The sequence below is a fragment of the Dongia rigui genome, from assembly GCF_034044635.1.
GTDB classification, from domain to species: domain Bacteria; phylum Pseudomonadota; class Alphaproteobacteria; order Dongiales; family Dongiaceae; genus Dongia; species Dongia rigui.
The window spans coordinates 1,247,991-1,274,668 of sequence record NZ_JAXCLX010000001.1 but is presented as its reverse complement, the minus strand read 5'-3'; the positions used below and the strand labels follow the sequence as shown (position 1 = coordinate 1,274,668).

Annotated in this window: 28 protein-coding genes and 2 riboswitches; of the genes, 7 read left to right on the top strand and 21 right to left on the bottom strand. The window is 63.5% G+C overall.

Annotated elements, in window-relative coordinates:
* The first annotated feature begins 96 nt into the window (after window positions 1-96).
* Window positions 97-882: a hemerythrin domain-containing protein gene (locus SMD31_RS05760; RefSeq protein ID WP_320499846.1), complete on the top strand. Its 786-nt coding sequence runs from the start codon at window positions 97-99 to the stop codon at window positions 880-882.
* Window positions 883-912: 30 nt separating this feature from the next.
* On the opposite strand, the gene SMD31_RS05755 is transcribed toward SMD31_RS05760, so the two are convergent.
* The 9 genes from SMD31_RS05755 to SMD31_RS05715 all read right to left on the bottom strand — a co-directional run bounded on the left by SMD31_RS05755 (window position 913) and on the right by SMD31_RS05715 (window position 8,376).
* A complete protein-coding gene (locus SMD31_RS05755; protein ID WP_320499845.1) occupies window positions 913-2,253 on the bottom strand; it encodes a GAF domain-containing protein in 1,341 nt (446 codons plus the stop codon).
* Window positions 2,250-2,753 (bottom strand): pyridoxamine 5'-phosphate oxidase family protein, encoded by a 504-nt coding sequence (locus SMD31_RS05750; protein ID WP_320499844.1) that lies wholly within the window; start codon window positions 2,751-2,753, stop codon window positions 2,250-2,252. The genes SMD31_RS05755 and SMD31_RS05750 overlap by 4 nt, the downstream gene beginning before the upstream one ends.
* 121 nt (window positions 2,754-2,874) lie before the next feature.
* Window positions 2,875-4,452, bottom strand: a complete 1,578-nt coding sequence (locus tag SMD31_RS05745; protein WP_320499843.1) for a Rieske (2Fe-2S) protein — start codon at window positions 4,450-4,452, stop codon at window positions 2,875-2,877.
* A gap of 65 nt (window positions 4,453-4,517) precedes the next feature.
* Window positions 4,518-4,880: a tRNA-binding protein gene (locus SMD31_RS05740; protein ID WP_320499842.1), complete on the bottom strand. Its 363-nt coding sequence runs from the start codon at window positions 4,878-4,880 to the stop codon at window positions 4,518-4,520.
* A gap of 9 nt (window positions 4,881-4,889) precedes the next feature.
* The gene (locus tag SMD31_RS05735) at window positions 4,890-5,540 is read right to left on the bottom strand and encodes a lipoate--protein ligase family protein (RefSeq protein WP_320499841.1); all 651 of its coding nucleotides are present in this window, start codon (window positions 5,538-5,540) and stop codon (window positions 4,890-4,892) included.
* 74 nt (window positions 5,541-5,614) lie between these two features.
* Complete coding sequence (locus SMD31_RS05730) at window positions 5,615-5,845, bottom strand: lipoyl domain-containing protein (RefSeq protein ID WP_320499840.1); 231 nt, start codon at window positions 5,843-5,845, stop codon at window positions 5,615-5,617.
* On the bottom strand, window positions 5,842-6,891 hold the full coding sequence (locus tag SMD31_RS05725; protein ID WP_320499839.1) for an alpha-ketoacid dehydrogenase subunit beta: 1,050 nt from the start codon (window positions 6,889-6,891) through the stop codon (window positions 5,842-5,844). The genes SMD31_RS05730 and SMD31_RS05725 overlap by 4 nt, the downstream gene beginning before the upstream one ends.
* Before the next feature lie 15 nt (window positions 6,892-6,906).
* Entirely contained in the window at window positions 6,907-7,890 is a 984-nt protein-coding gene (locus tag SMD31_RS05720; protein WP_320499838.1) for a thiamine pyrophosphate-dependent dehydrogenase E1 component subunit alpha, read from the bottom strand.
* Window positions 7,891-7,929: 39 nt separating this feature from the next.
* Complete coding sequence (locus SMD31_RS05715) at window positions 7,930-8,376, bottom strand: 2,4'-dihydroxyacetophenone dioxygenase family protein (protein WP_320499837.1); 447 nt, start codon at window positions 8,374-8,376, stop codon at window positions 7,930-7,932.
* 145 nt (window positions 8,377-8,521) lie between these two features.
* On the opposite strand from SMD31_RS05715, the gene SMD31_RS05710 reads away from it, so the two are divergent.
* Window positions 8,522-9,469 carry a helix-turn-helix domain-containing protein gene (locus SMD31_RS05710; RefSeq protein WP_320499836.1) on the top strand — a complete coding sequence of 316 codons (948 nt, stop codon included), beginning with the start codon at window positions 8,522-8,524 and terminating at the stop codon, window positions 9,467-9,469.
* A 51-nt stretch (window positions 9,470-9,520) separates the two neighbouring features.
* Here the strand turns inward: SMD31_RS05710 and gcvPB are convergent, their stop codons facing one another.
* The 6 genes from gcvPB to SMD31_RS05680 all read right to left on the bottom strand — a co-directional run bounded on the left by gcvPB (window position 9,521) and on the right by SMD31_RS05680 (window position 15,230).
* Entirely contained in the window at window positions 9,521-11,038 is a 1,518-nt protein-coding gene (gene gcvPB / locus SMD31_RS05705) for an aminomethyl-transferring glycine dehydrogenase subunit GcvPB (RefSeq protein ID WP_320499835.1), read from the bottom strand.
* Window positions 11,035-12,381: an aminomethyl-transferring glycine dehydrogenase subunit GcvPA gene (gene gcvPA, locus SMD31_RS05700; protein WP_320499834.1), complete on the bottom strand. Its 1,347-nt coding sequence runs from the start codon at window positions 12,379-12,381 to the stop codon at window positions 11,035-11,037. Before gcvPA ends, gcvPB begins: the two co-directional genes overlap by 4 nt.
* A 17-nt stretch (window positions 12,382-12,398) precedes the next feature.
* Window positions 12,399-12,776, bottom strand: coding sequence for a glycine cleavage system protein GcvH (gcvH, locus tag SMD31_RS05695; protein WP_320499833.1), 378 nt, complete (start codon window positions 12,774-12,776; stop codon window positions 12,399-12,401).
* A 75-nt stretch (window positions 12,777-12,851) separates the two neighbouring features.
* Complete coding sequence (gene gcvT, locus SMD31_RS05690) at window positions 12,852-13,994, bottom strand: glycine cleavage system aminomethyltransferase GcvT (RefSeq protein WP_320499832.1); 1,143 nt, start codon at window positions 13,992-13,994, stop codon at window positions 12,852-12,854.
* Between the two features lie 65 nt (window positions 13,995-14,059).
* Window positions 14,060-14,185, bottom strand: a riboswitch (glycine riboswitch).
* 3 nt (window positions 14,186-14,188) lie between these two features.
* A riboswitch (glycine riboswitch) is annotated at window positions 14,189-14,295 on the bottom strand.
* Between the two features lie 99 nt (window positions 14,296-14,394).
* Window positions 14,395-14,949, bottom strand: a complete 555-nt coding sequence (locus tag SMD31_RS05685; protein WP_320499831.1) for a hypothetical protein — start codon at window positions 14,947-14,949, stop codon at window positions 14,395-14,397.
* 32 nt (window positions 14,950-14,981) lie between these two features.
* On the bottom strand, window positions 14,982-15,230 hold the full coding sequence (locus SMD31_RS05680; RefSeq protein ID WP_320499830.1) for a CDGSH iron-sulfur domain-containing protein: 249 nt from the start codon (window positions 15,228-15,230) through the stop codon (window positions 14,982-14,984).
* Between the two features lie 233 nt (window positions 15,231-15,463).
* On the opposite strand from SMD31_RS05680, the gene ispH reads away from it, so the two are divergent.
* From ispH to SMD31_RS05660, 4 genes are read left to right on the top strand one after another with little or no spacing between them, the layout of a single operon-like run.
* Window positions 15,464-16,408, top strand: a complete 945-nt coding sequence (gene ispH, locus SMD31_RS05675) for a 4-hydroxy-3-methylbut-2-enyl diphosphate reductase (protein WP_320499829.1) — start codon at window positions 15,464-15,466, stop codon at window positions 16,406-16,408.
* 18 nt (window positions 16,409-16,426) lie between these two features.
* Complete coding sequence (locus SMD31_RS05670) at window positions 16,427-17,386, top strand: homoserine kinase (RefSeq protein ID WP_320499828.1); 960 nt, start codon at window positions 16,427-16,429, stop codon at window positions 17,384-17,386.
* Entirely contained in the window at window positions 17,383-17,820 is a 438-nt protein-coding gene (rnhA, locus tag SMD31_RS05665) for a ribonuclease HI (RefSeq protein ID WP_320499827.1), read from the top strand. Before SMD31_RS05670 ends, rnhA begins: the two co-directional genes overlap by 4 nt.
* Window positions 17,821-17,836: 16 nt before the next feature.
* Window positions 17,837-18,394 (top strand): cysteine hydrolase family protein, encoded by a 558-nt coding sequence (locus SMD31_RS05660; protein ID WP_320499826.1) that lies wholly within the window; start codon window positions 17,837-17,839, stop codon window positions 18,392-18,394.
* 123 nt (window positions 18,395-18,517) lie between these two features.
* On the opposite strand, the gene recQ is transcribed toward SMD31_RS05660, so the two are convergent.
* From recQ to SMD31_RS05645, 3 genes are all read right to left on the bottom strand, one after another.
* Entirely contained in the window at window positions 18,518-20,377 is a 1,860-nt protein-coding gene (gene recQ / locus SMD31_RS05655; protein WP_320499825.1) for a DNA helicase RecQ, read from the bottom strand.
* A 72-nt stretch (window positions 20,378-20,449) separates the two neighbouring features.
* Window positions 20,450-20,932: a peroxiredoxin gene (locus tag SMD31_RS05650; RefSeq protein WP_320499824.1), complete on the bottom strand. Its 483-nt coding sequence runs from the start codon at window positions 20,930-20,932 to the stop codon at window positions 20,450-20,452.
* 136 nt (window positions 20,933-21,068) lie between these two features.
* A complete protein-coding gene (locus SMD31_RS05645; RefSeq protein ID WP_320499823.1) occupies window positions 21,069-22,973 on the bottom strand; it encodes a protein-disulfide reductase DsbD domain-containing protein in 1,905 nt (634 codons plus the stop codon).
* A gap of 187 nt (window positions 22,974-23,160) precedes the next feature.
* On the opposite strand from SMD31_RS05645, the gene SMD31_RS05640 reads away from it, so the two are divergent.
* Window positions 23,161-23,706 (top strand): YqgE/AlgH family protein, encoded by a 546-nt coding sequence (locus tag SMD31_RS05640; protein ID WP_320499822.1) that lies wholly within the window; start codon window positions 23,161-23,163, stop codon window positions 23,704-23,706.
* Window positions 23,707-23,709: 3 nt separating this feature from the next.
* Here the strand turns inward: SMD31_RS05640 and SMD31_RS05635 are convergent, their stop codons facing one another.
* The 3 genes from SMD31_RS05635 to SMD31_RS05625 all read right to left on the bottom strand — a co-directional run bounded on the left by SMD31_RS05635 (window position 23,710) and on the right by SMD31_RS05625 (window position 26,661).
* On the bottom strand, window positions 23,710-24,627 hold the full coding sequence (locus SMD31_RS05635) for an alpha/beta hydrolase (protein WP_320499821.1): 918 nt from the start codon (window positions 24,625-24,627) through the stop codon (window positions 23,710-23,712).
* 16 nt (window positions 24,628-24,643) lie between these two features.
* Window positions 24,644-25,306, bottom strand: coding sequence for a GNAT family N-acetyltransferase (locus tag SMD31_RS05630; RefSeq protein ID WP_320499820.1), 663 nt, complete (start codon window positions 25,304-25,306; stop codon window positions 24,644-24,646).
* Between the two features lie 74 nt (window positions 25,307-25,380).
* The gene (locus tag SMD31_RS05625) at window positions 25,381-26,661 is read right to left on the bottom strand and encodes a M16 family metallopeptidase (protein ID WP_320499819.1); all 1,281 of its coding nucleotides are present in this window, start codon (window positions 26,659-26,661) and stop codon (window positions 25,381-25,383) included.
* Window positions 26,662-26,678 lie beyond the last annotated feature (17 nt).

Genomic DNA, 26,678 nt, shown 5'->3' with positions numbered 1-26,678 from the left:
GGGGGAAATTAGCATGCGTCGGCCGGGTGCCGGGCGCACTTATGGGCGCGTCGCCGGCGCCTCAGGTCTGCCGGCTCCCAACCCAAGGATACCGACATGAACGCTCGTACTCAGGTTGAAGCCTTTCCGCTGGTTCCGGGATACCAGCCGCGCCCGGCCGTCCCGGCCGCATCCTCGCCCGACTTCATCGCCCGCATGGCCGCCAATGACGCGGCGGCGGCGCCCAAGCGGCACGAGATCTACCATGCCGTCCACAAGGGCCTGCGCGCGGCGATGAGTGATGCCGTGGTCCGGCTGGGCCGCGTCGATCTCGACAGCATTACCCATCGTGCCGAGACGCTGGCTGCCATTGCCGATCTGCTGCAGCTCTGCCGCGAGCATCTCGAGCACGAGAACAATTTCCTCCACACGGCGATGGAAAGGGTCGTGCCGGGTTCATCTTGCACCTGTGCCGACGACCACAGGCATCACGTCAAGGCGATTGACGCGTTGACGTCGCGCCTGGACGAGGCAGCGGCGGCTGACCCACTGGGGCGCGAGCGCGCCTTCAAGGTGCTCTATCGGCTGTTGGCGACCTTCGTCGCCGAGAACTTCGCGCATATGGAGATCGAGGAGAGCGCCAATACCGAACTGCTGTGGCAGCATTATTCGGATGCCGAACTCCTGGCGATCGAGCACCAGATCCACGCCCATATCAAGCCGGAGCGCATGATGACCTGGCTGCGCTGGATTCTCCCCAATGTGACACGCCAGCAGCGCGCCGCCATGATGCGCGGCATGCAGGCCGGCATGCCGCCCGAACTCTTTGCCGGCGTGCTCGACATGGTGAAGCCGCATTTGAGCGCGTTCGAGCGGGCGGCCCTCGTCGTCGATCTCGCTTAGGGTGCTGCGGGCACCGCGTGCCCGCAGCCGTCAGCCTTCGGCTTCGACCAGTTGCACCGGGCGCGCAAGGGCCAGGCGGAGGCGGCCGCGCCCGGCCTTGTCGAGGGTCAGGTGCTGGCTGCGTTCGGCAAGACGGCGGCGCAGCAGGATGAGGCGCGCTTCCAAGTTCTCCGAGAATTCCGGCAGACGAATCTGCGGCGCCAGACGCAATTCCTTGTTGGTGAACTCGATCCGGCCGGTGCGGGCGTACTCGCCGAGCAGAAACCACAGAATGGCACCGGCGACACCTTTGATCACATATTCGTCGTCGATGAAGACGCTGTCATCGGCGGCATAGTGGCGGATGACGAGCGGCGTGCCGCTACCCGTCGTGACGTCGCCCTCGCTCGGGGCGACGCTGTCGTCGGCATCACCCTGCAAGCCCTGGATGGCGATGCCGGCGGCGCTGGCAAGGATCATCAAGGCATCCTCCTCGTCATAGCCGAAGCGGCCAGGCTCCGGACTCTCGGCATAGATAACCCCCATCAACTCGGTGCCGTTCAGGATCGGCACGGCCAGTTGGCTGCCGCTGTCGGCCAGACCAGGGAGCGGAATTTCCGTCTCCAATCGCGCCGCCATGGGACTGGCGCGCAAGGCATCGCGAATGGCGCGGCCGTAAAGATATTCGCGCGTCGCATGGGCGATGCGGATCGGCGTCTGCTCGCGCGCCGCCACGCCGATGACGCCCTGGCCGGGCAATATCTCGGCGCCAACACCGGATTCCTCATAGCCCTGGCTCGCCACCGTATAGAGGCGACCACATGCCATGTCGGCCATCAGCAGCATGACATGGGGCAGTCGGAAGTCGCTGCGCAAAGATGACAGCAAGGTCGCGACCAGGCTGTCGAGATCGCGCGCCGCGCGCAGGCGCGGCAGGGTCTGGCGCAAGGCGGCCAGCAGCGGTGCGTGCGGCGGCGGCAATGGCAGCATGTCGGCGCGCACGATTTCAGCCTCTTCGACGTGATAGATGTCAGCACCCAATAGTTTGAATATGCCGGACATGCCTTCATGCGACGCAATGCCGGCGAGCTTGGCGCGCATGGTTTCGAACAGCGGTCCCTCCATCTCGGTGCGCAGATAGGCAAGATGCAGCCGGTACTGCGCACAGGTGGCGGGATGCTTCAGCAGGACCGTGGCATGCGGGTTGATGAGGATATTGGCGCGGGTCTTGCTGAAGAATTGATAGGAAATCGCAACGTGCTGGGCGTCGACATAGTGAACGTCGGAAATGACGCTGACATTGGGAATGCCGCCGGCATCGCAGGTGGCGATTTCGGATGGAATGGCGCCTTCGAGTGCGGCGCGCAGATCGGCCAGGGCGACGCGGGTCATCTGCGGCCTCCATCGGTATTCTTGGCGGCCGTCAATCGGTCGCCGGCGCCAGGCCCAGGTGTTTGCTGGAAAATGTCATGTGGCGTAAAGGCAACGGCCACCAGATCCGATTTGTTCGGCGCGCTGAAATAGCCATGTGCCAGGGGCGCCGCATAACCCAGCGCCACCAGTTCCGCCGCGGTGATGCGATGATGCTTCACATGGGCTGCAGCATCCTCGGCATCGAATGGTTCGATCACGGCGTCGCTGCCCTTGATCTGCAATGAGCGGAACGACCGCACGTCGCTGTAGACGGTTGCCACCTCGCCATTCGCGGCGATATCGGCAAGCAGCTGGCGTGCCTCATCGCGCAGGACGAAGAGGCGCAGCCGTTGACCGTCGCCGACGACACGACAGCCATAGGCGTGCACCACACTGGGGCGCAGGCCGGCGTCGCGGCTGGCGATCGATATGGCAATCGGTCCCGCCAATAAGGCAAGGAGTGATGGATCGATGATCATGATGAATGAACGATGTTGTCCCTGCCCGAAAAGATAGGCGGGGGCCGGGGGACCGTCCAGTGCGCGCCATCACGCGCCACCGATTATGTCATGAACCTTTTCCTGGGTGCCTTGTCGGCGCCTATTCCTGCGCCACCAGGTCCAGCATCTGGCGTGCGGTGCGGCGGGTATGACGTTCTTTGATCGGCGCTTTCAGGAAGCGGTTGAGTGCGCTGGCCAGCAAGGGCGCCAGATGGGGTTGGCCCGACGCCAGGCGTTCTGCGGCCATTAAGGTCTTGGTGAGATGTGCCGAAATAATGAAGCGGCCACGCCCATGGTCAAGCAAGCCCAACCGCGCCTCGCGCCAGAAAAGGCCAGGGTCCTCAACACGATAGTGCGCCACGTCACATTCGGGATCGACGAAGGCCGTGTTGCGGCCGACGAAGCAGGCAAGCTGCAGCTGGATCGCCGGCCAAAGTTCTGGTGAAAGGGTGGCCGCCTGCCAGCCGGCATCGGCAAAGGTCAGCGTATGGGTGAGATCCAGCCAATTGGCGTTTTCCGAGAGACGCTGGTCAACGCTCCAGAATCGGGCTTCGTCAGCATGGAGCAATTGCCAGGCGGCGGTTTCAAGCAAAGCCGGCCAGATCACCTGCCGCCCCGCAGTGGCCGACCAGCCGCGAACAAGCGCCATCGCCGATTTGGCGGAGCCACGCCGCAACATGTCGATGCCGATCGATGCCGGTCCTGAATCCGCTTGGCCCCAGCGGGCGAGTTCGGCCGCATAGCTGCGGAATTCCGGCAGTAGGTCTTCGCGCGTGCTGTAGCAGAGCGCACGGACATAGGGGCTGAGCAGCGGTTCCGCCACTGCCGGCCCCAGCAAGTCGACAAGGTCCATCGATTTCACGGCATAGATCAGCGCGTGTCCGAAATCGGCGTAATGGGCGAGGGCGATTTTCGTCAGCACGCGGCGCCAGATGTCCGTGGAAAGCGGGCGGGCAAGGCCACCGCGCATCAGGCGCAGGGCCACGGCTTCGTCCTGGGCCTCGACAGCGGCGGCGAATTTGGCTTCGTCCCAATCCGCGGTGCCCGCGGCGAAGGGGTAGCGCGTCCGATCGCGCGCATCGTCGGAGAGATGCGCCAGGATTTCGCCCAGGGCGACGAGGCAGTCTTCGGCGGGTACGTCTCGCGCCAGCGTCAGCCAGTCGGGTGCCGCGCCGATGGCATGGGTGGTGCCGAATTCCAAACGGTCGCTGGCCCAGATGAGCGCCTGGCGGACGGCATCGAGCGGATCGAGCTTCAAGCGCATCAGGCGCGCGATCTCGCGGCTCTGGCGCTGTGCGTCGTCGTCGTAAAGAGCTTTCTCGATCCCGGCGAGGATGGTGGCGCGCCTGGCGGTGGCGTCATCGGCGGTGATGTCGATTTCGATGCGCGTGTCGGTTCGGCGGATGGGAAACCGGCGCAGCTTGTCGCCGCCGACCAAGGTTTCGCCGCTCATCAGATCGAATTTCCAATTATGCCAGTTGCAGGTGAGGACGCAGGTTCCGGCGTCACCACTGAGGCTCCCTTCGCGTAACGGATAGCCTTCATGCGGGCAGCGATTGACGCAGGCGAAGAGCCCGGCCGCGGTCTCCAGCAGCAGGATCTGGCGGCCCTCATGCCGGACCACCAGCTTCTTCGCGGCCGCCAGTTCATCGGCCGCCGCCACATCGATCCACGCCATCGCCATGCCTCCTTAAAGAGGGCCATGGTCCCGCTGGAAATTAGAAAAGTAAATACTTGTTAAAGTCAGTAAAGGCGGCCGCCATTGGGGATGCCCAGGGTCGGGCTGATGAGCACGACTTCGCCATGTTCGTCCGGGAAGCCAAGCACCAGTACCTCGGACATGAATTTGCCGATCTGCTTCTTGGGGAAATTGGCGACGGCCGCGACCTGGCGCCCAACCAGTTCATCCAAGGTATAGCGCTTGGTGATCTGGGCGGAGGATCGCTTCTGCCCGAGCTCGGGCCCGAAATCGATCGTGAGCTTATAGGCCGGCCGCCGCGCTTCTGGGTAGGGCTCCGCCGCCACGATCGTGCCGACCCGGATGTCGACCTTGCGGAAATCGTCATAGGTGATCTCGGCGGCGATGGGCTCAGGCGCGGTCGACATATCAGCGGCTCATGCTTTGGTTGGCGTTGCCACGATGTAAGCGGGGGATTCGTCGCGGCGCAAGCTGTCGCCGATGGCGCGTGTCACGTCGGCAATATTGTCTTGAGCGGACCGGTGTGCCGCGATTGTCGTCGCGGCATTGATGCGCCATTTGCGCGCCGGCATGAAAGCGTCTTCGAATGCAGCCAGCGCCGCGAAGGGAACCGACAGATCACCATCGACCAGCAGGCAGGCATGGGCGAGGACCGCCTGGCCGCCATCGGCAGTGCGGCGCCGGCGCTGAGCGAGACCGGCAATCTTGCGCCCGCCCAGGCTGAGGTCGTAGCGGCCGGGGCAGAAGGCGTCGGCGATCTCGCCGGTTTCCGCGGCAAGGCCAAGTTGCCCCAGGGAGGTTGTCAGCACATGGGCCAGATGCCGATAGCCATCGTCCAGCGACCAGGGCCGGTCGGCATCCAGCCGGTAGGCCAACGCGAGATTGAGCATGCCCGGAAACTGCGGCACCGGCGCGCCGCCGGTCGCACGGACATGCACCGGCCAGCCCCGTGCCTCGGCCGCTGCGGCAGCTTCGGTGAAGCCCGGCAAGGACGCGACGCGCGACGGCACGGCGAGGCAAGGCGTCGTCTGCCACAGGCGCGCCAAAGCCGGCGTGCCGACACTCAATTGATCGAGAAGCCGTACATCGCCGTCGATATCGCCGTCGGAAATCGTCTCAAACTGCCAGATAAGCGCCGTCCTCAGCCGATCGCGGCAATGATGGCGCCGCGCTTGAAGGGTTTTTCCGCCGGAATGCGGATCTGCAGCATACCATCGGCAGGGGCGGTCACGTCATAACTGGTTTTCTCGACCATCACCTCGGCGATGAGGTCGCCGGTGCGCACAGGATCGCCATCGGCGAACAGCCAGGCAGAGACAGCGCCTTCGATCTCCCCTTCCCAGAGGTCGGGCGGAATGACCACCGGAATCATCGGCCGCCCCGCATCATGGCGGTGGCCGCCGCCACGATCTTCTCGGCGCTGGGCAAGGCTGGGCGTTCCAGCGCCGGGCTGAAGGGAATGGGAATGTCCGGAAAGGCGATGCGCCGTGGCGGCGTTTTGAGGCTGGTCCCGGCCTCGACCACCGAGGCGATGATCTCGCCCGAGACGCCGTAGCTCAAATAATCCTCGTCCACCACCAGCAGCCGGCCCGTCTTGGCGACCGAGGCATTGACCGTGACGCGATCCAGCGGCACCAGAGAGCGCAGATCGACCACTTCCGCATCGATGCCTGCCGCGATCAGTTCCTGCGCTGCGTCGAGGGCGAGATGCACCGTGGCGCCAAGGCCGACGATGGTGACATCCTTGCCCACGCGGGCGATGGCGGCCTGGCCGAAGGGTACGGTGTAATCGTCTTCCGGCACGTCATTGATGCTGCCCTGGACGGTACCCAGCCAACCCATGCCCTGCAGGGCCTTGTGGAACATGAAGATCACGGGATTGTCGTCGCGAATGGCGGCGAGCATCAGCCCCTTGGCGTCATAGGCATTGCTGGGCACCATCACTTTCATGCCCGGCAGGTGGGCAAAGGTACCGTAAAGGCATTGGCTGTGCTGGCCGGCATCGCCATAGCCGCCACCGACCGATGTCATCAGCACCATCGGCACCCCGGCCTGGCCACCGGAGAAATAACAGTTCTTGGCAGCGAGGTTATAGATCGCATCCATGCAGACGCCGAAGAAATCGACGAACATCAGTTCGACCACCGGCCGCATGCCGACCGCCGCCATGCCGACGGCGGCACCGATGAAGCCGGTCTCGGAGATGGGCGTGTCGCGGACGCGCGCTGGCCCGAACTCCTCCAAGAGACCGCGGGTATTCCCAAAGACGCCACCCAGCTGCCCGATATCCTCGCCCATCACCAGCACGGAGGAATCGCGCCGCATTTCCTGGGCGAGGGCCTCGGCCATCGCCTTGGCGATGGTGAGATTGCGCTTGGCGCGGTTGGGGAGAATCGTGGCTGTCGCAGTGGCGGTCATGTGGTGCACTCCGGATCAGGCAAAGACATGGTCGAAGGCTTCCGCAGCAGCGGGGAAGGGTGCGGCACGTGCCTTGGCAATCGCCTGCTCGACGGCGCTTTCGGCCCGCTTCACGGCAGCCAAGTCATCGGCCTCGCTCATGATCTGCTCGGCCAGCAATTTCTCACGCAGAACCACGATGGGGTCGCGGGCGAAGAGTGCGTCTTTTTCGCCCGCTGGACGGTAGCCCTCGGCATCGCCGATGAAGTGACCGGCAAGGCGCGATGTCTCGATCTCGATGAGGCTGGGGCCAGCGCCGGCGCGCGCGCGGGCAATGGCCTCGCCAGCCACGGCGAAGATGGCGGCCGGGTCGTTCCCGGCCACACGACGCCCCGGCATGCCATAGGCCGCGGCGCGGCTGTCATTATGGGCGATGGCGGTCGATTGCGCCTTGGCCACCGAAATGCCCCAACCATTGTCCTCGATCACGAAGACGACCGGCGCCTGCCATACGGCGGCGAGGTTCAAGGATTCATGGAAGGCGCCCTGATTGGCGGCACCTTCGCCGATGAACGCGACCGCGACGCGCGTCTCATGCCGCAATTTGAAGGCGGTGGCAGCCCCCACCGCCGGGCCCATTCCCTGCGCAATGATGCCGGAACAGGCGAAATTGACCCGGGCATCAAAGATATGCATGTGCCCGCCGCGGCCGCCGGAGAGGCCGGTCTTCTTGCCGAAGATCTCCGCCGCCATGGCGTCGAGATCGACGCCCTTGGCGATGGCGATGTGATGCGGCCGGTGTGTCGCGGTCACGAAATCGGCGGCGGTGAGATGCGCACAAACACCCACTGCGCAGGGCTCCTGGCCGTTGGAGAGATGCATCTCGCCGGGGATCGGCCCGTTGGCCATGTTGAAGACCGGCGATTTTCCCTCGAAATAGGCAGTGGCGATGCGCTCCTCGAAGGCGCGCGATTTGACCATGGTCTCATACATCCACAGCCATTGCTGCCGTGTCGGCATAATGACGGTCTCCCCCGCGATTGTGATGATCGGCTGGTGTCAGGCGGCCAGCGCCTGCTTGGCCTGAGCGTCGGCGAAGAACTTCCAGTCGAGCATCATCAGGATCGACTTGTCGGGATTAACGAACGCGACCGGCCCGTGATTCGAGAACCACAGCACCGTGTCTTCGACGAATTCGGTGCGTTCGTGATAGACGCCGAGGGGTTCATAACCATAGTCGCCGGCGCGCGCGATGCCGGCGCGGTAATCCATGACACCCTTCAGCATCAGATATTCGCCGGCACCATAGTGAAAATGTGGCGCGAAGCTGGAGCCCTTGTCGCATTTGAACAGAACCGTCCAGGTGCCTGTTTCCGCGCTGGTCCGCAGCACCTTGTAGGAAATGGCATCCGTGAACGGGATCCATGCCATCTTCTCGGTCTGGCACATGATGTCGGCGGGATTGCTATCGGCGGGCGCATGGGTACCCGATTGGCTACCGGCCATTTTCGTCTCCTCCTGAAGCTCCGGATACTCGTTGAATTGACTGGTCCCGGATTCTAAGGGACAGTATGCGACGGTCGGTCGCCGCCATCTTGCCCGACCCTGCCCAATTACTTGCTTCACCGTGCCAGCCAGATGTGTGACCGCGATGCAGCTAGACGCCACCACCATTCACTCCAGCGATCATCTGCCGGGTGCTCGCCAATATGATTGGTGGCGCGATGCGGTCAGCGCCACGCATCTACCCTGGGATCTGCCGCGTCGCCTGGAGGGAGATTATCGGGCGCGCTTTCGCCAGCAGGCGATCGGCCAGGCGCAGATCGTGCATTGTGCCTGCGACCCGTGCGAGGGGCGTCGCGGCAAGGCGGAGATCGCGCAACTGCAGCAGCCGCTCTTTGGCATCCTCTATGTCCTCAAGGGCCGTGAGAAACTGACCCAGGGCGGTCGCGAAATCATGCTGGAGCAGGGTTCCTTCACCCTGTGGGACAGCACCCGGCCGATTGCCTTTGGCCTGCCGCAGGATCTGGAAAAGATCACGCTGCTGCTGCCCCACGAACTGGTGGCCGAACGCCTGCCACAGGCGGAGGATCTCGTGTTGCGCCCGGTCAGCGGGCGACGCGGTCCAGGGGCGTTGTTTGCAACGCATCTGCGTGCGCTGGCGCGCGAGGGTGCTGCCTTACCCTTGAGCGGCACTGCGCCGATCCTCCGTGCGACGCTCGACCTCCTTGCCACCTCGCTGAGCGCGGTCGAAGACGATGCCGATGGCGGCTATCACCGCGCCATGCGGCGGCGCATTCAGGATTTCATCCTGCAAAATCTGGCCGATCCGGATCTGCGGCCAGACGATATCGCCCGGGCTGCTGGGATTTCGGAGCGGCAGCTGCACCGGCTGTTCCAGTCGGGCGGACACACCGTCGAACGCTGGATCTGGCAGCAGCGTTTGCAACGCTGCCGCGACGACCTGCTGGCGCGGCCAACCGCGCGCATATCGGAAATCGCCTTTGCCCACGGCTTCAGCGACGCGGCCCATTTCAGCCGCAGCTTCCGCGACATGTTCGGCGTGTCGCCGCGGCAGTTCCGCAAGACCGCAAACTAAAACGCCTCCCCTCACCTCGGCAAGGGAAGGCGTTCTCAGCGACAGACAAGATTACTCTGCCGCTTTCTTCGCCTGTTCCGGCTTCCAGCGCAGGATCGGCTGGCGGGCGGCCAGGGTTTCGTCGAGGCGCCGGCGCGGCGTGTGGTAGGGAGCGCCCTGGAAATAGGCGGCGTCGCCACCCTTGGCCCGGCGTGCCAGACCCTGCACCACCTCGATATAACGATCGAGGCCGATCTTGCTCTCGGTCTCGGTGGGCTCCATCAGCAGCGCGCCATGAACGACCAGCGGGAAATACATGGTCATCGGGTGATAGCCCTCGTCGATCATCGCCTTGGCAAAATCGAGCGTGGTGACACCGGTCCCTTCCAGGAAGTCGTCATTGAACAGCGCCTCATGCATGCAGGTGCCGGGGAAGGCGGCGGTGAGGTCGCTGCGCAAAGTGGCCTGCAGGTAATTGGCGTTCAAGACCGCATCCCCTGAGACCTGGCGCAAGCCATCGGCGCCATGGCTGAGGATGTAGGAGAGGGCGCGGGTGAACATGCCCATCTGGCCGTGGAAGCCTTTCAGGCGCCCGAAAGACGTACCGCTGGCGTCATGCTCCACGAGGTCGAAGCCGTTCTTGCCATGCGTCACGTATGGGATCGGCGCGTAAGGGGCGAGGGCTTCCGAGAGGACGACGGGCCCCGCACCCGGACCGCCGCCGCCATGGGGCGTCGAGAAGGTCTTGTGCAGATTGATATGCATCGCATCGACGCCGAGATCACCCGGTCGCACGCGGCCGACGATGGCGTTGAAATTGGCGCCGTCGCAATAGAAGTAGCCACCGGCCCCGTGGATCGCATCGGCGATGTCGATGATGTCGTTCTCGAACAGGCCGCAGGTGTTGGGGTTGGTGATCATGGTGCCGGCGACATCGGGACCCAGCTTGGCCTTGAAGGCCGCAAGATCGACGCGGCCACGGTCATCGGCCGGCACCGGATCGACGTCATAGCCGATCGATGCTGCCGTCGCGGGGTTGGTCCCATGGGCCGATTCCGGTACCAGGATGCGCTTTCTGGCATCACCCTTCGCCAGATGCGCGGCGCGGATGGTCAGCATACCGCAGAGTTCGCCATGAGCGCCGGCCGCGGGCGACATGGCGACGGCCGGCATCCCGGTCAGCGTTTTCAGCCAATGCGCCAGCGTATCGATGATCTCCAAGGCGCCCTGCACGGTGGAGACCGGCTGCATCGGGTGGAGATCGGCAATACCGGGAAGTCGCGCGATCTTCTCATTAAGGCGCGGGTTGTGCTTCATCGTGCACGAGCCCAGCGGATAGACCGACATGTCGATCGCATAGTTCTTCTGGCTGAGCTTGGTGTAGTGGCGCACGACCTGGCTTTCGCCCAAGCCCGGCAGGCCGACCTCGCCTTTGCGCTTCATTCCCCCTAAGCGTTCCTTATGCGTGGGGATCGCCGGCAGATCGACGCCGGAACGACCCGGGGCGTCCATCTCGAAGATCAACGGCTCTTCGATCTGCAGACCGCGATTGCCGGAGATGGTGTTGGTGAGGGGATTGGGTGTGGTCATTTCAGGACCTCTTTCAGGCCGGCCTCGAGGGCATCCATTTCGGCCTCGGTGGTGAGCTCGGTTGCGGCGACGAGCAGCAGATTCTCCGCCGCCTTGTCGTTGACGAGGCGCGCCACCGGGACGCCGCCGAGGATGCGGCGCTGCGCCAAGGCCTCGACAACGGAGATCGCCGGCTTGGGCAATTGCAATGTGAACTCGTTGAAGAAGCTATCATTGATGAGCTTCACGCCGGGAATGGCGGCAAGGCGGTCGGCCAGCACACTGGCATAGGCGTGGTTGAGGCGCGCCAGATGGTTGAGCCCCGTTTCACCGAGCAGCGACATGTGAATGGTGAAGGCCAAGGCGCAAAGGCCGGAATTGGTGCAGATATTGCTGGTGGCCTTCTCGCGCCGGATATGCTGTTCGCGGGTGGAGAGCGTCAGCACCCAACCGCGTCGCCCGTCGACATCGACGGTCTGACCGGCAAGGCGGCCCGGCATCTGGCGCAGGAATTTTTCACGTGCCGCGAAGAGGCCGACATAGGGACCACCGAAGCCCAGCGGATTGCCGATCGACTGGCCTTCCGCGGTCACGATATCGGCGCCCATTTCGCCGGGCGGGGTGATGAGGCCCAGCGAGACAATTTCGGTCACCACGACGATGAGGAGCGCGCCAGCCGCATGGACGGCATCGGCGAGGGCCTTGAGGTCGTGGACATGGCCGAAGAAGCTTGGATTCTGCACGACGACGCAGGAGACGTCTGGGCCGAGCAGTTGCCCGAGGTCTTCCTTGCCCGTTGCATCGAGCGGCGCCGAGACGGTCTCGAAGCCGGTGTGGCGGCCATGGGTTTCGACGACTTCGCGGTAATGCGGGTGCAGCCCGCCGGAGAGGATCGCCTTTTTCCGGCGTGTGACGCGGTTCGCCATGGCGACGGCCTCGGTGGTCGAGGTGGCGCCGTCATACATCGAGGCGTTGGCGACATCCATGCCGGTAAGGAGGGCTACCTGCGTCTGGAACTCGAACAGGTATTGCAGCGTCCCTTGAGCCACTTCCGGCTGGTAGGGCGTATAGGAGGTGAGAAATTCCCCGCGCTGGATCAGATGGTCGACCGAGGCTGGGACATGATGGCGATAGGCGCCGGCGCCGAGGAAGCTCGGTACATCATTGGTGCCGACATTCTTCCTGGCCATGGCGCCGATGAAGCGTTCGACCTCCATTTCCGCCATGTGGTTGGAGAGGCCGGCGATGGGCGCCTTCTGCAGCGCGCCATTCGGCACGTCGGCATAAAGACTTTCGACCGAGGGAACGCCGATCTTCGCCAGCATCGCCTGGCGATCGACCTCGGTCATCGGCAAATAGCGCATGTCAGTGCAGTCCCCAGTTAATGTGAATTGGCACAGAAGGTCTTGTAGGCGGCGTCGTCCATCAAGCCGTCGAGCTCGGCCTTGTTCGACATCTTCACCTTGGCGAACCAGCCTTTGCCGAGCGCGTCTTCATTGACGGTGCCGGGTGCATCGCCCAATGCATCGTTCACTTCGACCACTTCGCCGGAAACCGGGGCGTAGACTTCGCTGGCCGCCTTCACGGATTCGACCACGGCCAGTTCCTTGCCCTTCTCGACCTTCTTGCCGATGGCCGGCAGGTCGACGAAAACGACATCACCCAGCTGTTCCTGGGCATAGGGGCTGATGCCGATGGTGGCGACATCACCGTCGACCTTCACCCATTCATGATCCTTCGAAAAGCGAATGCCGCTCATGAAACTCTCCTCGTTTTTGTTGCGGCGCTTCGACGGATCGTCGCGCCTCTCTCCGGTGAAGCTGACCACGACGGGTCAGCGCTGATAACGATGGGCGACGAAAGGCATGGCGGCGATTTTCGCCGGCAATGCCTTGCCGCGGACCATCAGATTGACGCTCGTGCCGATCGTGGCATGGGCCTTTTCGACATAGCCCATGGCAAGCGGCGCCCCCAGCGACGGACCGAAGCCGCCCGAGGTGATCTCGCCAATGACGCGGCCGCCCGCATCGGTGATCTCGGTATGGGCGCGGGCCGGGGCTTTCCCTTCCGGCAGGATGCCGACACGCAAGCGCGACGGGCCTTCGGCGAGCTGGCGCTGGATGATGCCGGCGCCGGGGAAGCCGCCTTCCTCGCGGCGGCGCTTCTGCATCGCCCAGACAAGGCCGGCCTCGACTGGGTTGGTTTTTTCCGTGATGTCGTTGCCGTAAAGGCAGAGCCCGGCTTCAAGCCGCAGCGAATCGCGCGCACCAAGACCGATCGGATTTACTTCCGGCTCATCCAGCAGTTTCTTGGCAAAGGCCGCGATATCGGCATTGGCGACCGAGATCTCGAAACCATCTTCGCCGGTATAGCCGGAGCGCGTGGCGATGACGTCAAATCCTGCAGCCTTCAGCGCCGCACCGTTCATGAATTTCAGCTTGGCGCTGTCCGGTGCAAGCCGCGCGAAGACGGCCGCCGCCAGCGGTCCTTGCAGCGCGACGAGGGAGCGGTCGGCAAGCACCTCAATCTCGCAGCGCGCGCCGAGATTGGCCTTGAGATGCGCGATGTCGGAATCCTTGCAGCCGGCATTCACGACCATGAACAAGTGATCGCGGTCGTCGCCGGCGCCCAGGCGCGTGACCATGAGGTCGTCGAGGATGCCGCCGCTGTTATCGGTGAAGAAGCTGTAGCGCTGCTGGCCGGGCTTCAGGGCCTGGAAGTCCGCTGGACACAGGCGCTCGACCGCTGCGGCCGCTGCCGCAAAACTCTCGGCACGGATGCGGATCTGGCCCATATGCGAAACGTCGAACAGGCCTGCGCCAGCGCGGGTGTGGAGATGCTCGGCCAGGATCCCGGCCGGGTACTGCACGGGCATGTCGTATCCGGCAAAGGGCACCATTTTGGCGCCCAAGGCGATGTGAAGATCATGCAGGGCAGTGACGAGAAGGGGTGCGTCGACCCCGGAACCGGAACTCAAGAGATGAACCCTCCGACGAATGGCGACCGCGACCGGGCAACGTTTCCGTTACCCGCGCGACCCCCCTCTGTCTTCGGGACCTGAGAGATTGGCCGTCGGCCCTGGCGCGCGACGAGGCGCGCCGATCAAGGCTGGCGGTTTACTCCTTCGGTGGGATGAAGCCCAGGTGTGGGGCCATCCGCTTTCCAGAGTTTTTCCCCGTGTCGGTCCTTTTGCCTGAGAGTTTCCGGGGGCGGTTGCTCCTTCGGCGCCTGACCCCAGTCACTCTGGCTGGGGCGAGGTCTCTCCCGACGACGGGTTTTGCCGCGCGCAACATGGGCCTGTGCGCGACTATCCGTCAAGCGGCATTTTTATGTGCAGATGCGGCATACCGAGTCGCTACGCGGCCGGGCCTGGAGCGTCAGAACTGGGGATTGCGCCGGTTGTAGTCGAGCTCTTTCTCGTTGACCGCGAGGCCGATATAGATGCGATAAAAATCGCCGGTCTCACCCTTCTTGAGGGGGGTCAGGATATTGACCTGGTCCTGCGCCGTCGCCTGCACCTTGGCCGCGGTGAATGGGATTTCGACATCCAAAGTCTGACTGGAAAGCTGGCTGTTGCCAGGCCCCACCACGCGAACCCAGTAGTTGAACTTGGCGGCACTGTCCGGATTCTTAGGCCCGCGCGAGGCTGCGAATTCGATGCTGAGTTCGCTGCGGATCGTCGTCTCGCCGGTGTCCGTGTTGATCACATAAGTGCAAAAGGACTTCGATCGCCCGATGCGCGCCTCGAACGACGTCTCAGCGAGATCCTCGGCCTCGCCGGCAAAGCGGGTGAGATAGGCCGCGTCCTGGATCACCTTGACCATCGGGCAGGGGCGCGATTGTTGTGCAATCGGGTCCACACAGGCGCTCAGCAACAAGCCGGCGCCCATGAGGCCAAGAAGATTGCGCCCCAATGTGCTCATCGAGTTCATCGTCATCCTTTCCGTGCGACCGGTGCCGCTGTTCAGAGATTCGCGTGCGTGCCGTCGCAAAGCGGTGCTTTCTGGGAATGCTTGCAGCCGCAGAAAAACACGGCCTTGGCTGCAGTGGCGTCGAATTTGATGGGGCTGAGGCCGGTGCCTTTATGCGAGCCGTCGCAAAAAGGCTGCTTTTGGCTGCGCCCACAGGCGCACCAGAAATAGGATTTGCCAGCTTCGACATCGATCTTGAACGGCGCTTTCTGCGCGATCTGCGGATCCGTCATCTTGGCCATTTCCCCTCAAGCGGTCCAAACCGGTCGCTCCGTGACGGCGCGCCATATCTCGACCAAATTAACCCTGTTGGACGACTTTAAATGAGCGGCCGGCCTTCGACAAGACGGCGACCCGGCTGTGGCGTGCGGGAATTCGATGGCTTCATTCCGCCCTTTGGCATTGCACGGCAAACCGAAAACCCTATATTCCAGGCACATTCACCAGCCAAACCCACCCGCTACTGGGCCTGTCGATGAGCAAAAGCAAGCTGACCGTCTATCTGGCCGCCCCCCGTGGCTTCTGTGCGGGCGTGGACCGTGCCATCCAGATCGTCGAGCGGGCTTTGGAGCGCTATGGCGCCCCGGTCTATGTGCGCCACGAAATCGTCCACAATCGTCATGTGGTCGAGGCGCTGGAAAAGAAGGGCGCCGTCTTCGTCGAGGAGCTGGACGAAATTCCGGGCAAGTTCCCGGTCGTGTTCTCGGCCCATGGCGTCCCGAAATCCGTGCCGGAAGATGCCGAGCGGCGCGAGCTCATGTATCTCGATGCCACTTGCCCGCTGGTCTCCAAGGTGCACCGCGAGGCGGAAGGGCATTATGCCACCGGCCAGCACATCATCCTCATCGGCCATGCCGGCCATCCGGAAGTGATCGGTACCATCGGCCAATTGCCCGAGGGCGCGGTGTCGCTGGTCGAGACAGCCGAAGACGCTGAAAAGATCGAGGTGAAGGACCCGCGTAATCTTGCCTTCATCACGCAGACCACGCTGTCGATCGACGATACGATCGGCATCATCGCCGTGCTGAAGCGCCGTTTCCCGGACATCCACGGACCGCGCAAGGAAGACATCTGCTACGCCACCACCAACCGCCAGCAGGCCGTCAAAGCCATCGCCGAGAAATGCGATTTGATGCTGGTGATCGGTGCGCCGAACTCGTCGAATTCCCGCCGTCTGGTCGAGGTGGCGCGTGTCGCCGGCTGCCCGGAGGCCCATCTGGTGCAGAAGGCCGCCGAGATCGACTGGTCCTGGTTCGATGGCGTCAAGACGGTCGGCATCACGGCAGGCGCCTCGGCGCCGGAGATTCTGGTGCAGGAAGTGATCGGTGCCCTGCGCGACCGCTATGACATCGACACCGACGAGGTTTCGGTCACGACCGAGACGACGCATTTCAAGCTGCCCCGCGCTCTCACCGCCTAACCAATCCGGAACATCACCATGGCTGTTTATACCGAAGTGCCGGATGGGGAGCTTGCAGCCTTCGTCAAAGCCTATGACATCGGTGAGGTTGTTTCCTGCAAGGGGATTGCCGAGGGCGTCGAGAATTCGAACTTCCTCATGCGCACGACCAAGGGCAGCTACATCCTGACCCTTTATGAGAAGCGAGTGAACCGCTCTGATCTGCCGTTCTTCCTGGGGTTGATGGAGCATCTGGCCGCCAAGGGGTTGAGCTGCCCGACGCCGATCAAGGCCAGGGATGGGGAAGCCTTACGCGAGCTGTGCGGCCGGCCGGCGGCGATCATCTCGTTTCTTGAGGGCATGTGGCCGCGCCGTCCGACCGAGCGCCATTGCCAATTGCTCGGCGGCGCCATGGCCGATCTCCACATCAAGGGCCGCGATTTCGCCCTGAAGCGGCCGAACAACCTGTCGCTCGCCGGCTGGCGCACCTTGGTTGCCAACACCAAGGACCGGGCTGACGAAGTTTCGCCGGGTCTGGCCGACACCATCCAGGACGAGTTGGCGTTCTTGGAGAAGAACTGGCCGCAGGATCTCGAGGTCGGCGTCATCCATGCCGATCTCTTCCCCGACAATGTCTTCTTCCTTGGCGACCGGCTCTCGGGCCTCATCGATTTCTATTTCGCCTGCACCGACTTCCTCGTCTACGACGTCGCCATCTGCCTCAATGCCTGGTGCTTCGAGCAGAAGGGTGAGTTCAATGTCACGAAGGCGAAGCTGATGATCGAGAGCTATGCCAAGTTGCGGCCTCTGCCGGAGGCCGAGCTGGCGGCGATGCCGGTATTGGCGCGCGGCGGCGCCCTGCGCTTCCTGCTGACACGCCTCTATGATTGGCTCAATCACCCCCCGGGCGCCTTCGTCAGTCCCAAGGATCCGCTCGAATATTTGAAGAAGCTCCGCTTCCATCAGCAGGCGAAAAGCGTCGCCGCCTACGGCCTATGACCGATCTCAAGACGGTTGATGTCTTCACCGACGGTGCCTGCAGCGGCAATCCCGGCCCGGGCGGCTGGGGGGCCATCCTGCGCTATGGTACGACCGAGAAGGAACTTTCGGGCGGCGAGCCGGCCACGACCAACAACCGCATGGAATTGATGGCGGCCATCGCGGCGCTCGAGGCACTGAAAAGTGCCGTCAATGTGCGCATCCATACCGACAGCCAATATGTGAAGAACGGCATCACCGCCTGGATCCATGGCTGGAAGAAGAACGGCTGGAAGACGGCCGACAAAAAACCCGTGAAGAATGTCGATCTGTGGCAGCGTCTGGACGCGGCGCTGAAAGGTCATAAAATCGAATGGATCTGGGTCAAGGGCCATGCCGGCCATGACGAAAATGAGCGCGCCGATGCGCTCGCGCGTGGTGCCATTCCGCGCTGAGAGATAGGAGCTGCCGATGACGACCGCCTTGCTGATTATCGACGTGCAGAAGGCGATCCTCGCCGGCGCCGGAGCGCCGGACCGCCAGCCCGTTCTCGACCGGGCGCTCGATGTCGTCGTGGGCCGCCTCCATGATCTGCAGGAGAAGGCGCGTAAAGCAGGCGTGCCCGTCGTCGTCGTGCAGCACAATGACCAGGGCGATCATCGCCTCGCCAAAGGCCTGCCGGGCTGGGAGCTGCGACCGGAGATTGCGCCGTTGCCGGGCGAGGCGCTGGTCCACAAGACAGCCTGCGATTCATTCTATGAAACCAGTCTGCAGGACGAACTGCAAAAGCGCGGCATCACGCATCTGGTGGTGGGTGGCTGCATGACGCAGTATTGCGTCGACACCACGACGCGGCGTGCCGTGACTATGGGCTATGACGTGACGCTGATCAGCGATGGGCATATGACGGGTGACAGGGGTGCTCTCACCTACGACCAGATCATCGCTCATCACAACATGTTGCTCGATGGCTTCGACGCCGGGCCGAAGGCGGTCAGTGTCAAGAAGGCGGCCGAGATCGCGTTCTGACGCCCCCTCTCCCTAACCCTCCCCCACGTGGGGGGAGGGAATTTGAGCCAGCTTATCGTCGCTGTCGCTGCGAACTCGATGGGACTCCCTCCCCCCAACGTGGGGGAGGGTGGGGGAGAGGGGCTACCGAAACGCCGCCAGCACTTCCAGGAAATCGGCGCCGTAGCGCTTCATCTTCCGTTCGCCGATGCCGGGGATGTGGAGAAAATCCTCCAGCCGCGCGGGCTTTGCCTGGGCGATCGCCAACAGCGTCGCATCATGAAAGATGACATAAGGCGGCAGGTTCTGCGCGGTGGCAAGGTCGCGGCGCCGGTCCCGCAATGCCTCCCACAGATCCGGTGGCACATCGGCACGGGTGAGGGCAGCCGCCACCGTCGCTTCGGTCGACCCGCGCGGGCGGCGATTGCCGCGGCCCATCTTCACGGTCGGGCGGCGCATCATGAAGGTGGTTTCGCCCTTCAGCAATGGTCGCGCCGTCTCGCTCACGGCCAGCGTGTTGAACTGTTCGGTGTCGACAATGAGATAGCCCAGCGAGACCAACTGGCGCCCGAGCGTCTTCCACACCTGCGTGTCGACGTCGCGGCCGATGCCGAAGACCGGCAGTTGCTCATGGGCAAAGCGCGTTACCTTTTCGGTCGTCTCGCCGCGCAGCACATCGATCAGATGGCCGATGCCGAAACGCTGCCCCGTGCGCCAGCACGCGGAGAGCAGCTTCTGTGCCGCCACGGTCGCATCCCAGGTGTCGCCGGGCTCGAGGCATATATCGCAATTGCCGCAAGGCTGTGATGTTTCGCCGAGATAGGCTAGCAAGGCCACGCGTCGGCAGGTCGTCGCTTCGCAGAAAGCGAGCAAGGAATCGAGCTTGCGCCGGCTCACGACCTTACGCTGGTCGGAAAGCTCGGATTCCTCGATGCGCCGACGCAGCAGCACAACATCGGCGAGGCCGAAGGCGAGCCACGCTTCGGCCGGGGCGCCATCGCGCCCGGCGCGGCCGGTCTCCTGGTAATAGGCTTCGATGGAACTTGGCAGATCAAGATGCGCCACAAAGCGCACGTCCGGCTTGTCGATGCCCATGCCGAAGGCGATGGTGGCCACCATGACGACACCATCCTCGCGCAGGAAACGCTCCTGGTTGCGGCGTCGTTTCTCGGCATCCATGCCGGCATGATAGGGCAGCGCTTTGATGCCCTTAGCCGCCAGCCAGACAGCGGTTTCCTCGACCTTCTTGCGCGACTGGCAATAGACGATGCCGGCCTCGCCCTTATGTTCGCCCTCGATCAGCGCCAGCAATTGGCGCTTGGCATCGGTCCGTTCGGTGACGCGGTAGCGAATGTTCGGCCGATCGAAGGAGGTGAGATAGACTTCCGCCTCTTGGAGCGCGAGGCGCTGGCGGATTTCCTCCCGCGTCTCGCGGTCGGCGGTGGCGGTGAGGGCGATGCGCGGCACATTTGGGAACTGCTGGTGGAGCACTGACAGCTGAATGTATTCAGGGCGGAAGTCATGCCCCCATTGCGAGACACAATGCGCCTCGTCAATGGCGAAAAGCGCGATCTTCAAACCGTGCAACAGGTCGAGGAAGCGCGGCGTCAACAATCGTTCCGGCGCGACGTAGAGCAGCTGCAAGGCGCCACGGCGCAGCTGCCCCTCGACCTCGCGCATCTCATCGAGCGTCAGGCTGGAATTGAGTACCGCCGCCGCGACACCCATCTGTTGCAGCGCCGCCACCTGGTCATGCATGAGGGCGATGAGCGGCGAAACGACGATGCCGACGCCATCGCGCAGCATGGCCGGGATCTGGTAGCAGACCGATTTGCCGCCGCCGGTTGGCATCAAGACCAGGGCGTCGCCACCGTTGGCCACGTGATCGATGATGTCGCTTTGCCGTCCACGGAAACGTTCATGGCCGTAGACGCGCTGCAGGATCTCCAATGCAGCATGCGCCGGTGCGGGGGAAAGCTGAAGATGCGGCGAATCGGCCGTCATGGAACCCGTGAGCAAAAGAGAAGGGCGGCAGCTTGCGCTACCGCCCTGTCGTCGAGCAAGCGATTAAAGGCTTTAGAGCGCCTTCATGATCGATTCGGCACTGGAGACTTCGAAGGCGCCGGGCGCTTCGACATTCAGCGCCTTCACCACGCCGTCATCGACCACCATGGCATAGCGGCTGGCGCGAATGCCCATGCCGTAACCCGTCCCGTCCATGGTGAGGCCGACCGCCTTGGAAAAGTCGGCATTGCCGTCGGCCAGCATCAGCACGTTTTCGCCGGCATTCTGCGCCTTGCCCCAGGCGTCCATGACGAAGGCATCGTTGACCGACAGGCAGGCGATGGTGTCGACGCCCTTGCCTTTGATGGCGCCGGCATTGGTGATGAAGCCCGGCAGATGCTTGGCCGAGCAGGTCGGCGTGAAGGCGCCGGGCAGCGCGAACAAGACGACTTTCTTCCCCTTGAAGATGTCGTCGGTGGAAAGCGTCTGCATGCCGTCCTTGTCCATGGTCTTCAGCGAGACCGCGGGGATCTTGTCGCCAATCTTGATCGTCATGAGTGCGTCCTTTCCCAGATTTCCAAGCCTGCGTGACCATCGTCATGGCAATAGCCGGCGCAGGCCGATACGCGTCTAGATATAGGCCTGCCGGGCGCCCATTGCCAAGCACGCAAAGCCAAGCCGAAAGTTGCGGTTATTTGGCCTGTTTGAGGGCCGTCATGACATCGTCACTGGACAGCAATTCGGGCAGCAGAATGCCCTGCGGTGCCTTGGGGCCATAGACAACATTCATGGGAATGCCGAAGCGGCCGAATTCGGCCAGATAGGCGCTGATGGCCGGATTCGGCCTGGTCCAGTCGGCGAGCATCGGCATGGTTTCACCCAAGGCACCCGCAACCGGCGCCTTGGTGAGCACGAATTCCTTGTTGGCCTTGCAGGTCAGGCACCATTCCGCGGTGACATCGACGAAGACGACCTTGCCCTCGGCGACGAGGCCGGGAATGGCGGCGGCATCGAACTTGGTCCAGGCGATGCCGTCGGCCCGTTGCGTCGCGGCAAGCAAGCCGGTCTGCTGCGCCAGGATGAAGCCGAGCCACAGGCCGGTTGCGGCGAGAGAGAGGCCGAGTGCCCGCTTCAGCCACAGCATCCAGGCACCTGGGCGCGGCAGCCAGGCAACCAGGCCCGGCATGGCGGCAATGGCGAGATAGGGAAGGGCAAGGCCGGTTCCCAGGGCGATGAAGATCAGCGCGATCTCCTGCGGTCCCCGCGCCAGCGCAAAACCGACGGCCGTGCCGACGAAGGGCGCCGAGCAAGGCGTGGCAAGGATCGTCGCCAGCACGCCGGAAAGGAAACTCGCCAACAACGGCCGCCTGGGCTCTGCCCGGTCCGTGAGATTGCCAAGCGCACCGGCAATGGCCGGCACCTGAATCTGGAACCAGCCCCAGGTGTTGGCGGCAAGAACGAGGCACAGCAGGGCAAGCGCGCCAAGGAATAGCGGTTGCTGGAACTGGATGCCCCAGCCGATCGTGGCGCCACCGGCCTTGATGGCGATGAGAATGCCGGCCAGCACGCCAAAGGCCGTGACGATGCCGGCGGCACTGGCAACGAAGCTGGCGCGCAAGTGATTGCGCGCGGCACCGGCGGATTCCAGCACATGGCTGAGCTTCAGCAGCAACACCGGCAGAACGCAGGGCATGACGTTGAGGATGAGGCCGCCGAGCAAGGCCACCAGCAGCATCGGCCCTAAATTGGTGGCAGGCTGGGTTGCCTGAACGCCGCCGGCTGGTGCCGCGAACAACGCCGGCACGATCTTCTGCTCCAGCGCGCGCATGCCGTCGAAGACGGTGAGGGTCAGTGCCGTGCTTGCCGGATCCGGCCCGCCGGGATCGCGCTGGATGGGCAGCGACAGCCTGGCCTCGTGGCCATCGCCCAGCAACTCGACCTTCGGCTTGTCGAAATAGAGCCCGCTTGGCGCCTCGACAACGGCGTCGGGTTTGGCGAACGGCAATCCATCGGAGCGGAGCGTGACGGAGAGTGTTTCGCCAGCAACGGTGAGGCCGGTCAAGGCGAAGCGTGCGCGTGCGCCGGCATCCGGCACCAGCGCCTGGAAACGGCTGATGAGGGCGGCGTCATTGCTCACCTGCGCGGGACCAGCCGGCAGGTCGAGGGAGAGATCATGCTCATAAGGGATGCAGACCTGCTCGCAGACCAGATAGCGCAGCCTGGCATGGAGGCTCACCGGCGCGCCCGGGTTCGCCACCGTCAGCGTCAAGGGGAAGACAACCTCTTCGCCATAGCCGAAGGTCTGCAGGCCAAAGAGTTCGAAGCGGTGCGGCACGGGATAGGCGATGCCGAGGGCCGCCACATTCGTCGATCCCGAAATGTCGATGCTGGGGGCAAAGCCCGCATCGCCGGGGCTGCGCCAATAGGTCTTCCAGCCCGGCTTCATGGCGATGGAGACACCGAGCGGTACATTCTTGAGATCGCCCGTTGCGGTGACGGCCGACATCAGCCGCACATCGGTCTGCTCGGTCCGCGCCGAATCCCCGGCCATGGCTGGCTGGAGGAACGTGCAGAGCGCCAGCGCGCTCAACACCATGATGTGCCAACCGGGTCGCGAAGGATTGATCTCAGCCAAGGGATTCACTATTTGCCAACTTTCCGGCGCAATTATACCCTTAAGGTACTACGAATGGCGCACTTGGCTTGTTTCATCGGCGGCGCGTCATTTTGCCGCCACCAACGAATGGGTCGCCATGCATAAAGGTCTTTTACATCAAGGCTTTATGACCGGGCAATTGCTCGTCGCGATGCCGCAGATGCGCGATGCCCGCTTCACGCGCACGGTGATCTATCTTTGTGCCCATACCAGCGACGGTGCCATGGGGCTGATCCTCAACCGCCTGGTCGGCGCGCTCAGTTTTCCGGACCTCCTCAGCCAGCTCGGCATCGACTCGGTGCAGAATGCCGAACATATCCGCATCCGTTCCGGCGGGCCGGTGGAAACCGGGCGCGGCTTCGTGCTGCATTCATCGGACTACACCGAAGACGCCACGCTGAAGGTCGGTTCCGACATCGGCCTCACCGCGACGCTCGATATCTTGCGCGACATCGCCGCCGGCAACGGTCCGCGTCGTTCCGTACTGGCACTGGGATATGCCGGCTGGGGACCGGGTCAGCTCGATGCCGAAATGCAGGCCAATGCCTGGCTCAACGTACCCGCCGACGAAGCGCTCATCTTCGACGACGATCTCAACGACAAATGGGAACGCTCCATCGGCAAACTCGGCGCCAGCATCACGGCTTTGTCGGGCGACATCGGCCACGCGTAGCCATCATTGCGGCTGTCTCCGGTTGTTGATGTAATCGGATATGGCGTCCGCAATTGCCGGGCTTAGTGGTAGATTTGGATCGCCGTACGCGGCCAAATTCGCCGCCCGGTCATCCGTAGTTACTGTCTTCAAGACATGGTTGACGCCAGGCGGAATAAGAACGTCGACGCCCGGGCGTGCCGCGGCAAGAAGGCAGGCGTCCTCAGTATCGACCTGGAGATCCTTGTCACCTTGAAGCACGAGAACGGGCACCGCCACACGACGCAAGAGGTCGATCGGATCATAGGACAGTGCATCAATCAAAAACGATTGCACTTCTCCTCTGAAGAGCGGCATCAAAGCCGGATGCAGTGTTGTATCGTCAACGTGGACGCCGCGCTCTAATGCATCAATCGCCTGCATGGCCTGATCGAGCAACGCGGCGTTGGCCGGGTTGGCCATCAATTGGGATCGGAGGATGGCGCCAAGTCTTCGCCCCGGCGTGGCCAACAATATCAGGCCGGTGATGCGGCGACATGCCAGTGCCGTGGCAAGAGCAATCAATCCGCCCTCGCTGTGACCGATAAGCCAAATGTCCTTGGCGTCGGTCACCTGCCCAATGCGGTTCAGCCATACGCCGGCATCGTCGACGTAGTCCGCAATGGTCACCGCATTGGCATCGGCCGTTGCTCCAGCGCTGGAGAACAGGCCGCGCTTGTCGATCCGAACCGAAGAAATGCCGCGGTTGCCGAGTGCATGAGCAAGGAGGCGATAGGGTGCCGCCTGTATGCCTAAGGGATTGTTGCCGTCCCGGTCCGTCGGCCCCGATCCCGGGAGGATCAATGCGATCGGCCTGGCTGCCGCGTCGGGGACGGCAACCAAAACCCCACCTAGCGGGCCAGCGTTTATCTCGCTCTCGGTAAACAGAGCGCCAGCTTGCATGCGACTATCCCTGATCTCACCCGTGCCATCGGGTGACAGAGCTATTTTCTGGAGTCCCGAACCTTGCAAAGTCCTCAGCCAGCAACTGGTGGCAGATGTGGTCGCGCCAGGTGCCGTTGATCTTCAGATAAGAGGGCGCGAGGCCAATTTCATGGAAGCCGCAACGGCGCAACAGGCGGCGGCTGCGGTCATTGCCCGGAATGCAGGCGGCGTCGATGCGGTGCAGCCCCAGACCGGGGCGGTCGTCATCGGGCGTGGCAAAGGCAAAGGGCAGCAGCAATTCAAGTGCCGCGCGCATCAGACCGAGGCCCGCATAAGGTTCGCCCATCCAATAGCCGAGATTGCAGCTTTGTGCCGAGAGGCGCCGGACGTTGTTGAGATTGACGCCGCCGAGCAGCGTGTCGCGGGGCAGGTTGTCGCGGCCGGTCGCAAAGATGTGGAAGGAATAGCCGAGATCGCCGTTCCATTCGCGCACCACGCGGCTGATGCGGCCGCGGAAACTGCCGCGCGAGAGGGCATTGTCGCCCCAGAGCGGCTCCCAGGGTTCAAGGAAGGCGCGGCTCATTTCGCGCAAGGTCGACCAGGCGCGATAATCGGCCAGCAAAGGTGGTCGCAAGTAGATACTGTCTCCGGCCAGCACCGGCGGTTGCGGCCGATAGACCGGCTCAAACAGGAACATGCACAATCCTTGACCAACGCTCCCGACCGTCATGCCATGGCGCAGTGGCGATGGCGATAGCGGCTCCCCGGGGGTCAAGCCTGCAGGCGGCCGCGCAAAGATGCAAGGTCCATGACCTGGCCGACAGGCCCCATGGCGGTCAGGGTCGGTGTGCTGGCAATGAGGCGCCGGGCGACGCGGGCGAGGTCCTCGATGCCGACGGCGTCGACCTTGGCGACGATCTCGGCCGGGGTCATGACCCGGTCATGGATCAGGATCTGTGCCGCCAGATGTTCGCAGCGCGCACTGGTCTTTTCCCGCGCCATCAGGATCCCGGCCTTGAGCTGGGCGGCGGCGCGGCGGAGTTCCTCTTCCGAGATATCGTCCGGCAGCTTCAACAGCTCATCGCAGACGATGGGCAGCAATTCGCCGGCTTCCTTCTCGCCCGTGCCGGCATAGATGCCAAAGAGGCCGGCATCGTTCCAGGCGCTGGCAAAGCTGTGGATGCCGTAAACCAGGCCGCGCTTCTCACGCACTTCCTGAAAGAGGCGCGATGACATGCCGCCGCCGAACAGCTGCGACAGCACGGCGCTGGTGTAATAGTCCGGGTCGTGAATGCCGATGCCGTCGAAGCCCAGCAGGATATGGGCCTGTTCGAGATCGCGATCGAAGCGCGATTCACCGCCCTGATAGCGGGCGGCTTCCGGCACCCCGCTATTGCCACGCGGCAGGTTGTCGAAGGCTTTGAGGGCGAGGTCGACCAGCCGCGCATGCTCCAGATTGCCGGCGGCCGAGAGCACCATATTGCCGGGGCGATAGCGGCTGCTTTGATAGGCGGCGATTTCTTCGGCGCTCAAGCGTTCGATGATGTCGGCGCGACCCAGCACCGGCCGGCCCATGCTCTGTCCCGGAAAGGCCGCTTCCTGGAAATAGTCGAAGACGATGTCGTCCGGCGTGTCCTCGGCCTGGCCGATCTCCTGCAGGATGACGCCACGCTCGCGCTCCAATTCGGTCGCGTCATAGGTCGAGTGTTGCAGGATGTCGGCGATGATATCTACGGCAAGCGGCAGGTCTTCGGCGAGCACCTTGGCGTAATAGGCGGTCTGTTCGCGCCCGGTATAGGCGTTGAGGACACCGCCCACATTCTCGATCTCGACGGCGATATCGCGGGCGGAGCGGCGCTTGGTGCCCTTGAAGGCCATGTGTTCCAAAAGATGCGAGACGCCATTTTCAGCCGCATCTTCGTGGCGGGTGCCGATGCCCACCCAGACGCCCAGAGAGACGGTCTCGACCGATGCCATGCGGTCGCTGGCGATGCGGAAGCCGTTGTCGAGCGTGGTGATCTCGACGCTGGCATCCGCCTTGTTGGTGATCATGTCCAATGCGTGTGGGT

Excerpts from the sequence above, each read along its gene's own strand:
- SMD31_RS05725 (WP_320499839.1), bottom strand. The coding sequence starts at position 6,891 with ATGACCGCCACTGCGACAGCCACGATTCTCCCCAACCGCGCCAAGCGC.
- SMD31_RS05720 (WP_320499838.1), bottom strand. The coding sequence starts at position 7,890 with ATGCCGACACGGCAGCAATGGCTGTGGATGTATGAGACCATGGTCAAA.
- gcvPA (WP_320499834.1), bottom strand. The coding sequence starts at position 12,381 with ATGCGCTATTTGCCGATGACCGAGGTCGATCGCCAGGCGATGCTGGCG.
- SMD31_RS05755 (WP_320499845.1), bottom strand. The coding sequence starts at position 2,253 with ATGACCCGCGTCGCCCTGGCCGATCTGCGCGCCGCACTCGAAGGCGCC.
- rnhA (WP_320499827.1), top strand. The coding sequence starts at position 17,383 with ATGACCGATCTCAAGACGGTTGATGTCTTCACCGACGGTGCCTGCAGC.
- SMD31_RS05630 (WP_320499820.1), bottom strand. The coding sequence starts at position 25,306 with ATGTTCCTGTTTGAGCCGGTCTATCGGCCGCAACCGCCGGTGCTGGCC.
- SMD31_RS05750 (WP_320499844.1), bottom strand. The coding sequence starts at position 2,753 with ATGATCATCGATCCATCACTCCTTGCCTTATTGGCGGGACCGATTGCC.
- SMD31_RS05715 (WP_320499837.1), bottom strand. The coding sequence starts at position 8,376 with ATGGCCGGTAGCCAATCGGGTACCCATGCGCCCGCCGATAGCAATCCC.
- SMD31_RS05730 (WP_320499840.1), bottom strand. The coding sequence starts at position 5,845 with ATGATTCCGGTGGTCATTCCGCCCGACCTCTGGGAAGGGGAGATCGAA.
- SMD31_RS05635 (WP_320499821.1), bottom strand. The coding sequence starts at position 24,627 with ATGCAAGCTGGCGCTCTGTTTACCGAGAGCGAGATAAACGCTGGCCCG.
- SMD31_RS05670 (WP_320499828.1), top strand. The coding sequence starts at position 16,427 with ATGGCTGTTTATACCGAAGTGCCGGATGGGGAGCTTGCAGCCTTCGTC.
- SMD31_RS05650 (WP_320499824.1), bottom strand. The coding sequence starts at position 20,932 with ATGACGATCAAGATTGGCGACAAGATCCCCGCGGTCTCGCTGAAGACC.
- SMD31_RS05685 (WP_320499831.1), bottom strand. The coding sequence starts at position 14,949 with ATGAACTCGATGAGCACATTGGGGCGCAATCTTCTTGGCCTCATGGGC.
- SMD31_RS05645 (WP_320499823.1), bottom strand. The coding sequence starts at position 22,973 with ATGGTGTTGAGCGCGCTGGCGCTCTGCACGTTCCTCCAGCCAGCCATG.
- SMD31_RS05625 (WP_320499819.1), bottom strand. The coding sequence starts at position 26,661 with ATGATCACCAACAAGGCGGATGCCAGCGTCGAGATCACCACGCTCGAC.
- recQ (WP_320499825.1), bottom strand. The coding sequence starts at position 20,377 with ATGACGGCCGATTCGCCGCATCTTCAGCTTTCCCCCGCACCGGCGCAT.
- SMD31_RS05680 (WP_320499830.1), bottom strand. The coding sequence starts at position 15,230 with ATGGCCAAGATGACGGATCCGCAGATCGCGCAGAAAGCGCCGTTCAAG.
- SMD31_RS05640 (WP_320499822.1), top strand. The coding sequence starts at position 23,161 with ATGACCGGGCAATTGCTCGTCGCGATGCCGCAGATGCGCGATGCCCGC.
- SMD31_RS05760 (WP_320499846.1), top strand. The coding sequence starts at position 97 with ATGAACGCTCGTACTCAGGTTGAAGCCTTTCCGCTGGTTCCGGGATAC.
- gcvH (WP_320499833.1), bottom strand. The coding sequence starts at position 12,776 with ATGAGCGGCATTCGCTTTTCGAAGGATCATGAATGGGTGAAGGTCGAC.
- gcvPB (WP_320499835.1), bottom strand. The coding sequence starts at position 11,038 with ATGACCACACCCAATCCCCTCACCAACACCATCTCCGGCAATCGCGGT.
- SMD31_RS05740 (WP_320499842.1), bottom strand. The coding sequence starts at position 4,880 with ATGTCGACCGCGCCTGAGCCCATCGCCGCCGAGATCACCTATGACGAT.
- SMD31_RS05745 (WP_320499843.1), bottom strand. The coding sequence starts at position 4,452 with ATGGCGTGGATCGATGTGGCGGCGGCCGATGAACTGGCGGCCGCGAAG.
- ispH (WP_320499829.1), top strand. The coding sequence starts at position 15,464 with ATGAGCAAAAGCAAGCTGACCGTCTATCTGGCCGCCCCCCGTGGCTTC.
- SMD31_RS05660 (WP_320499826.1), top strand. The coding sequence starts at position 17,837 with ATGACGACCGCCTTGCTGATTATCGACGTGCAGAAGGCGATCCTCGCC.
- SMD31_RS05710 (WP_320499836.1), top strand. The coding sequence starts at position 8,522 with ATGCAGCTAGACGCCACCACCATTCACTCCAGCGATCATCTGCCGGGT.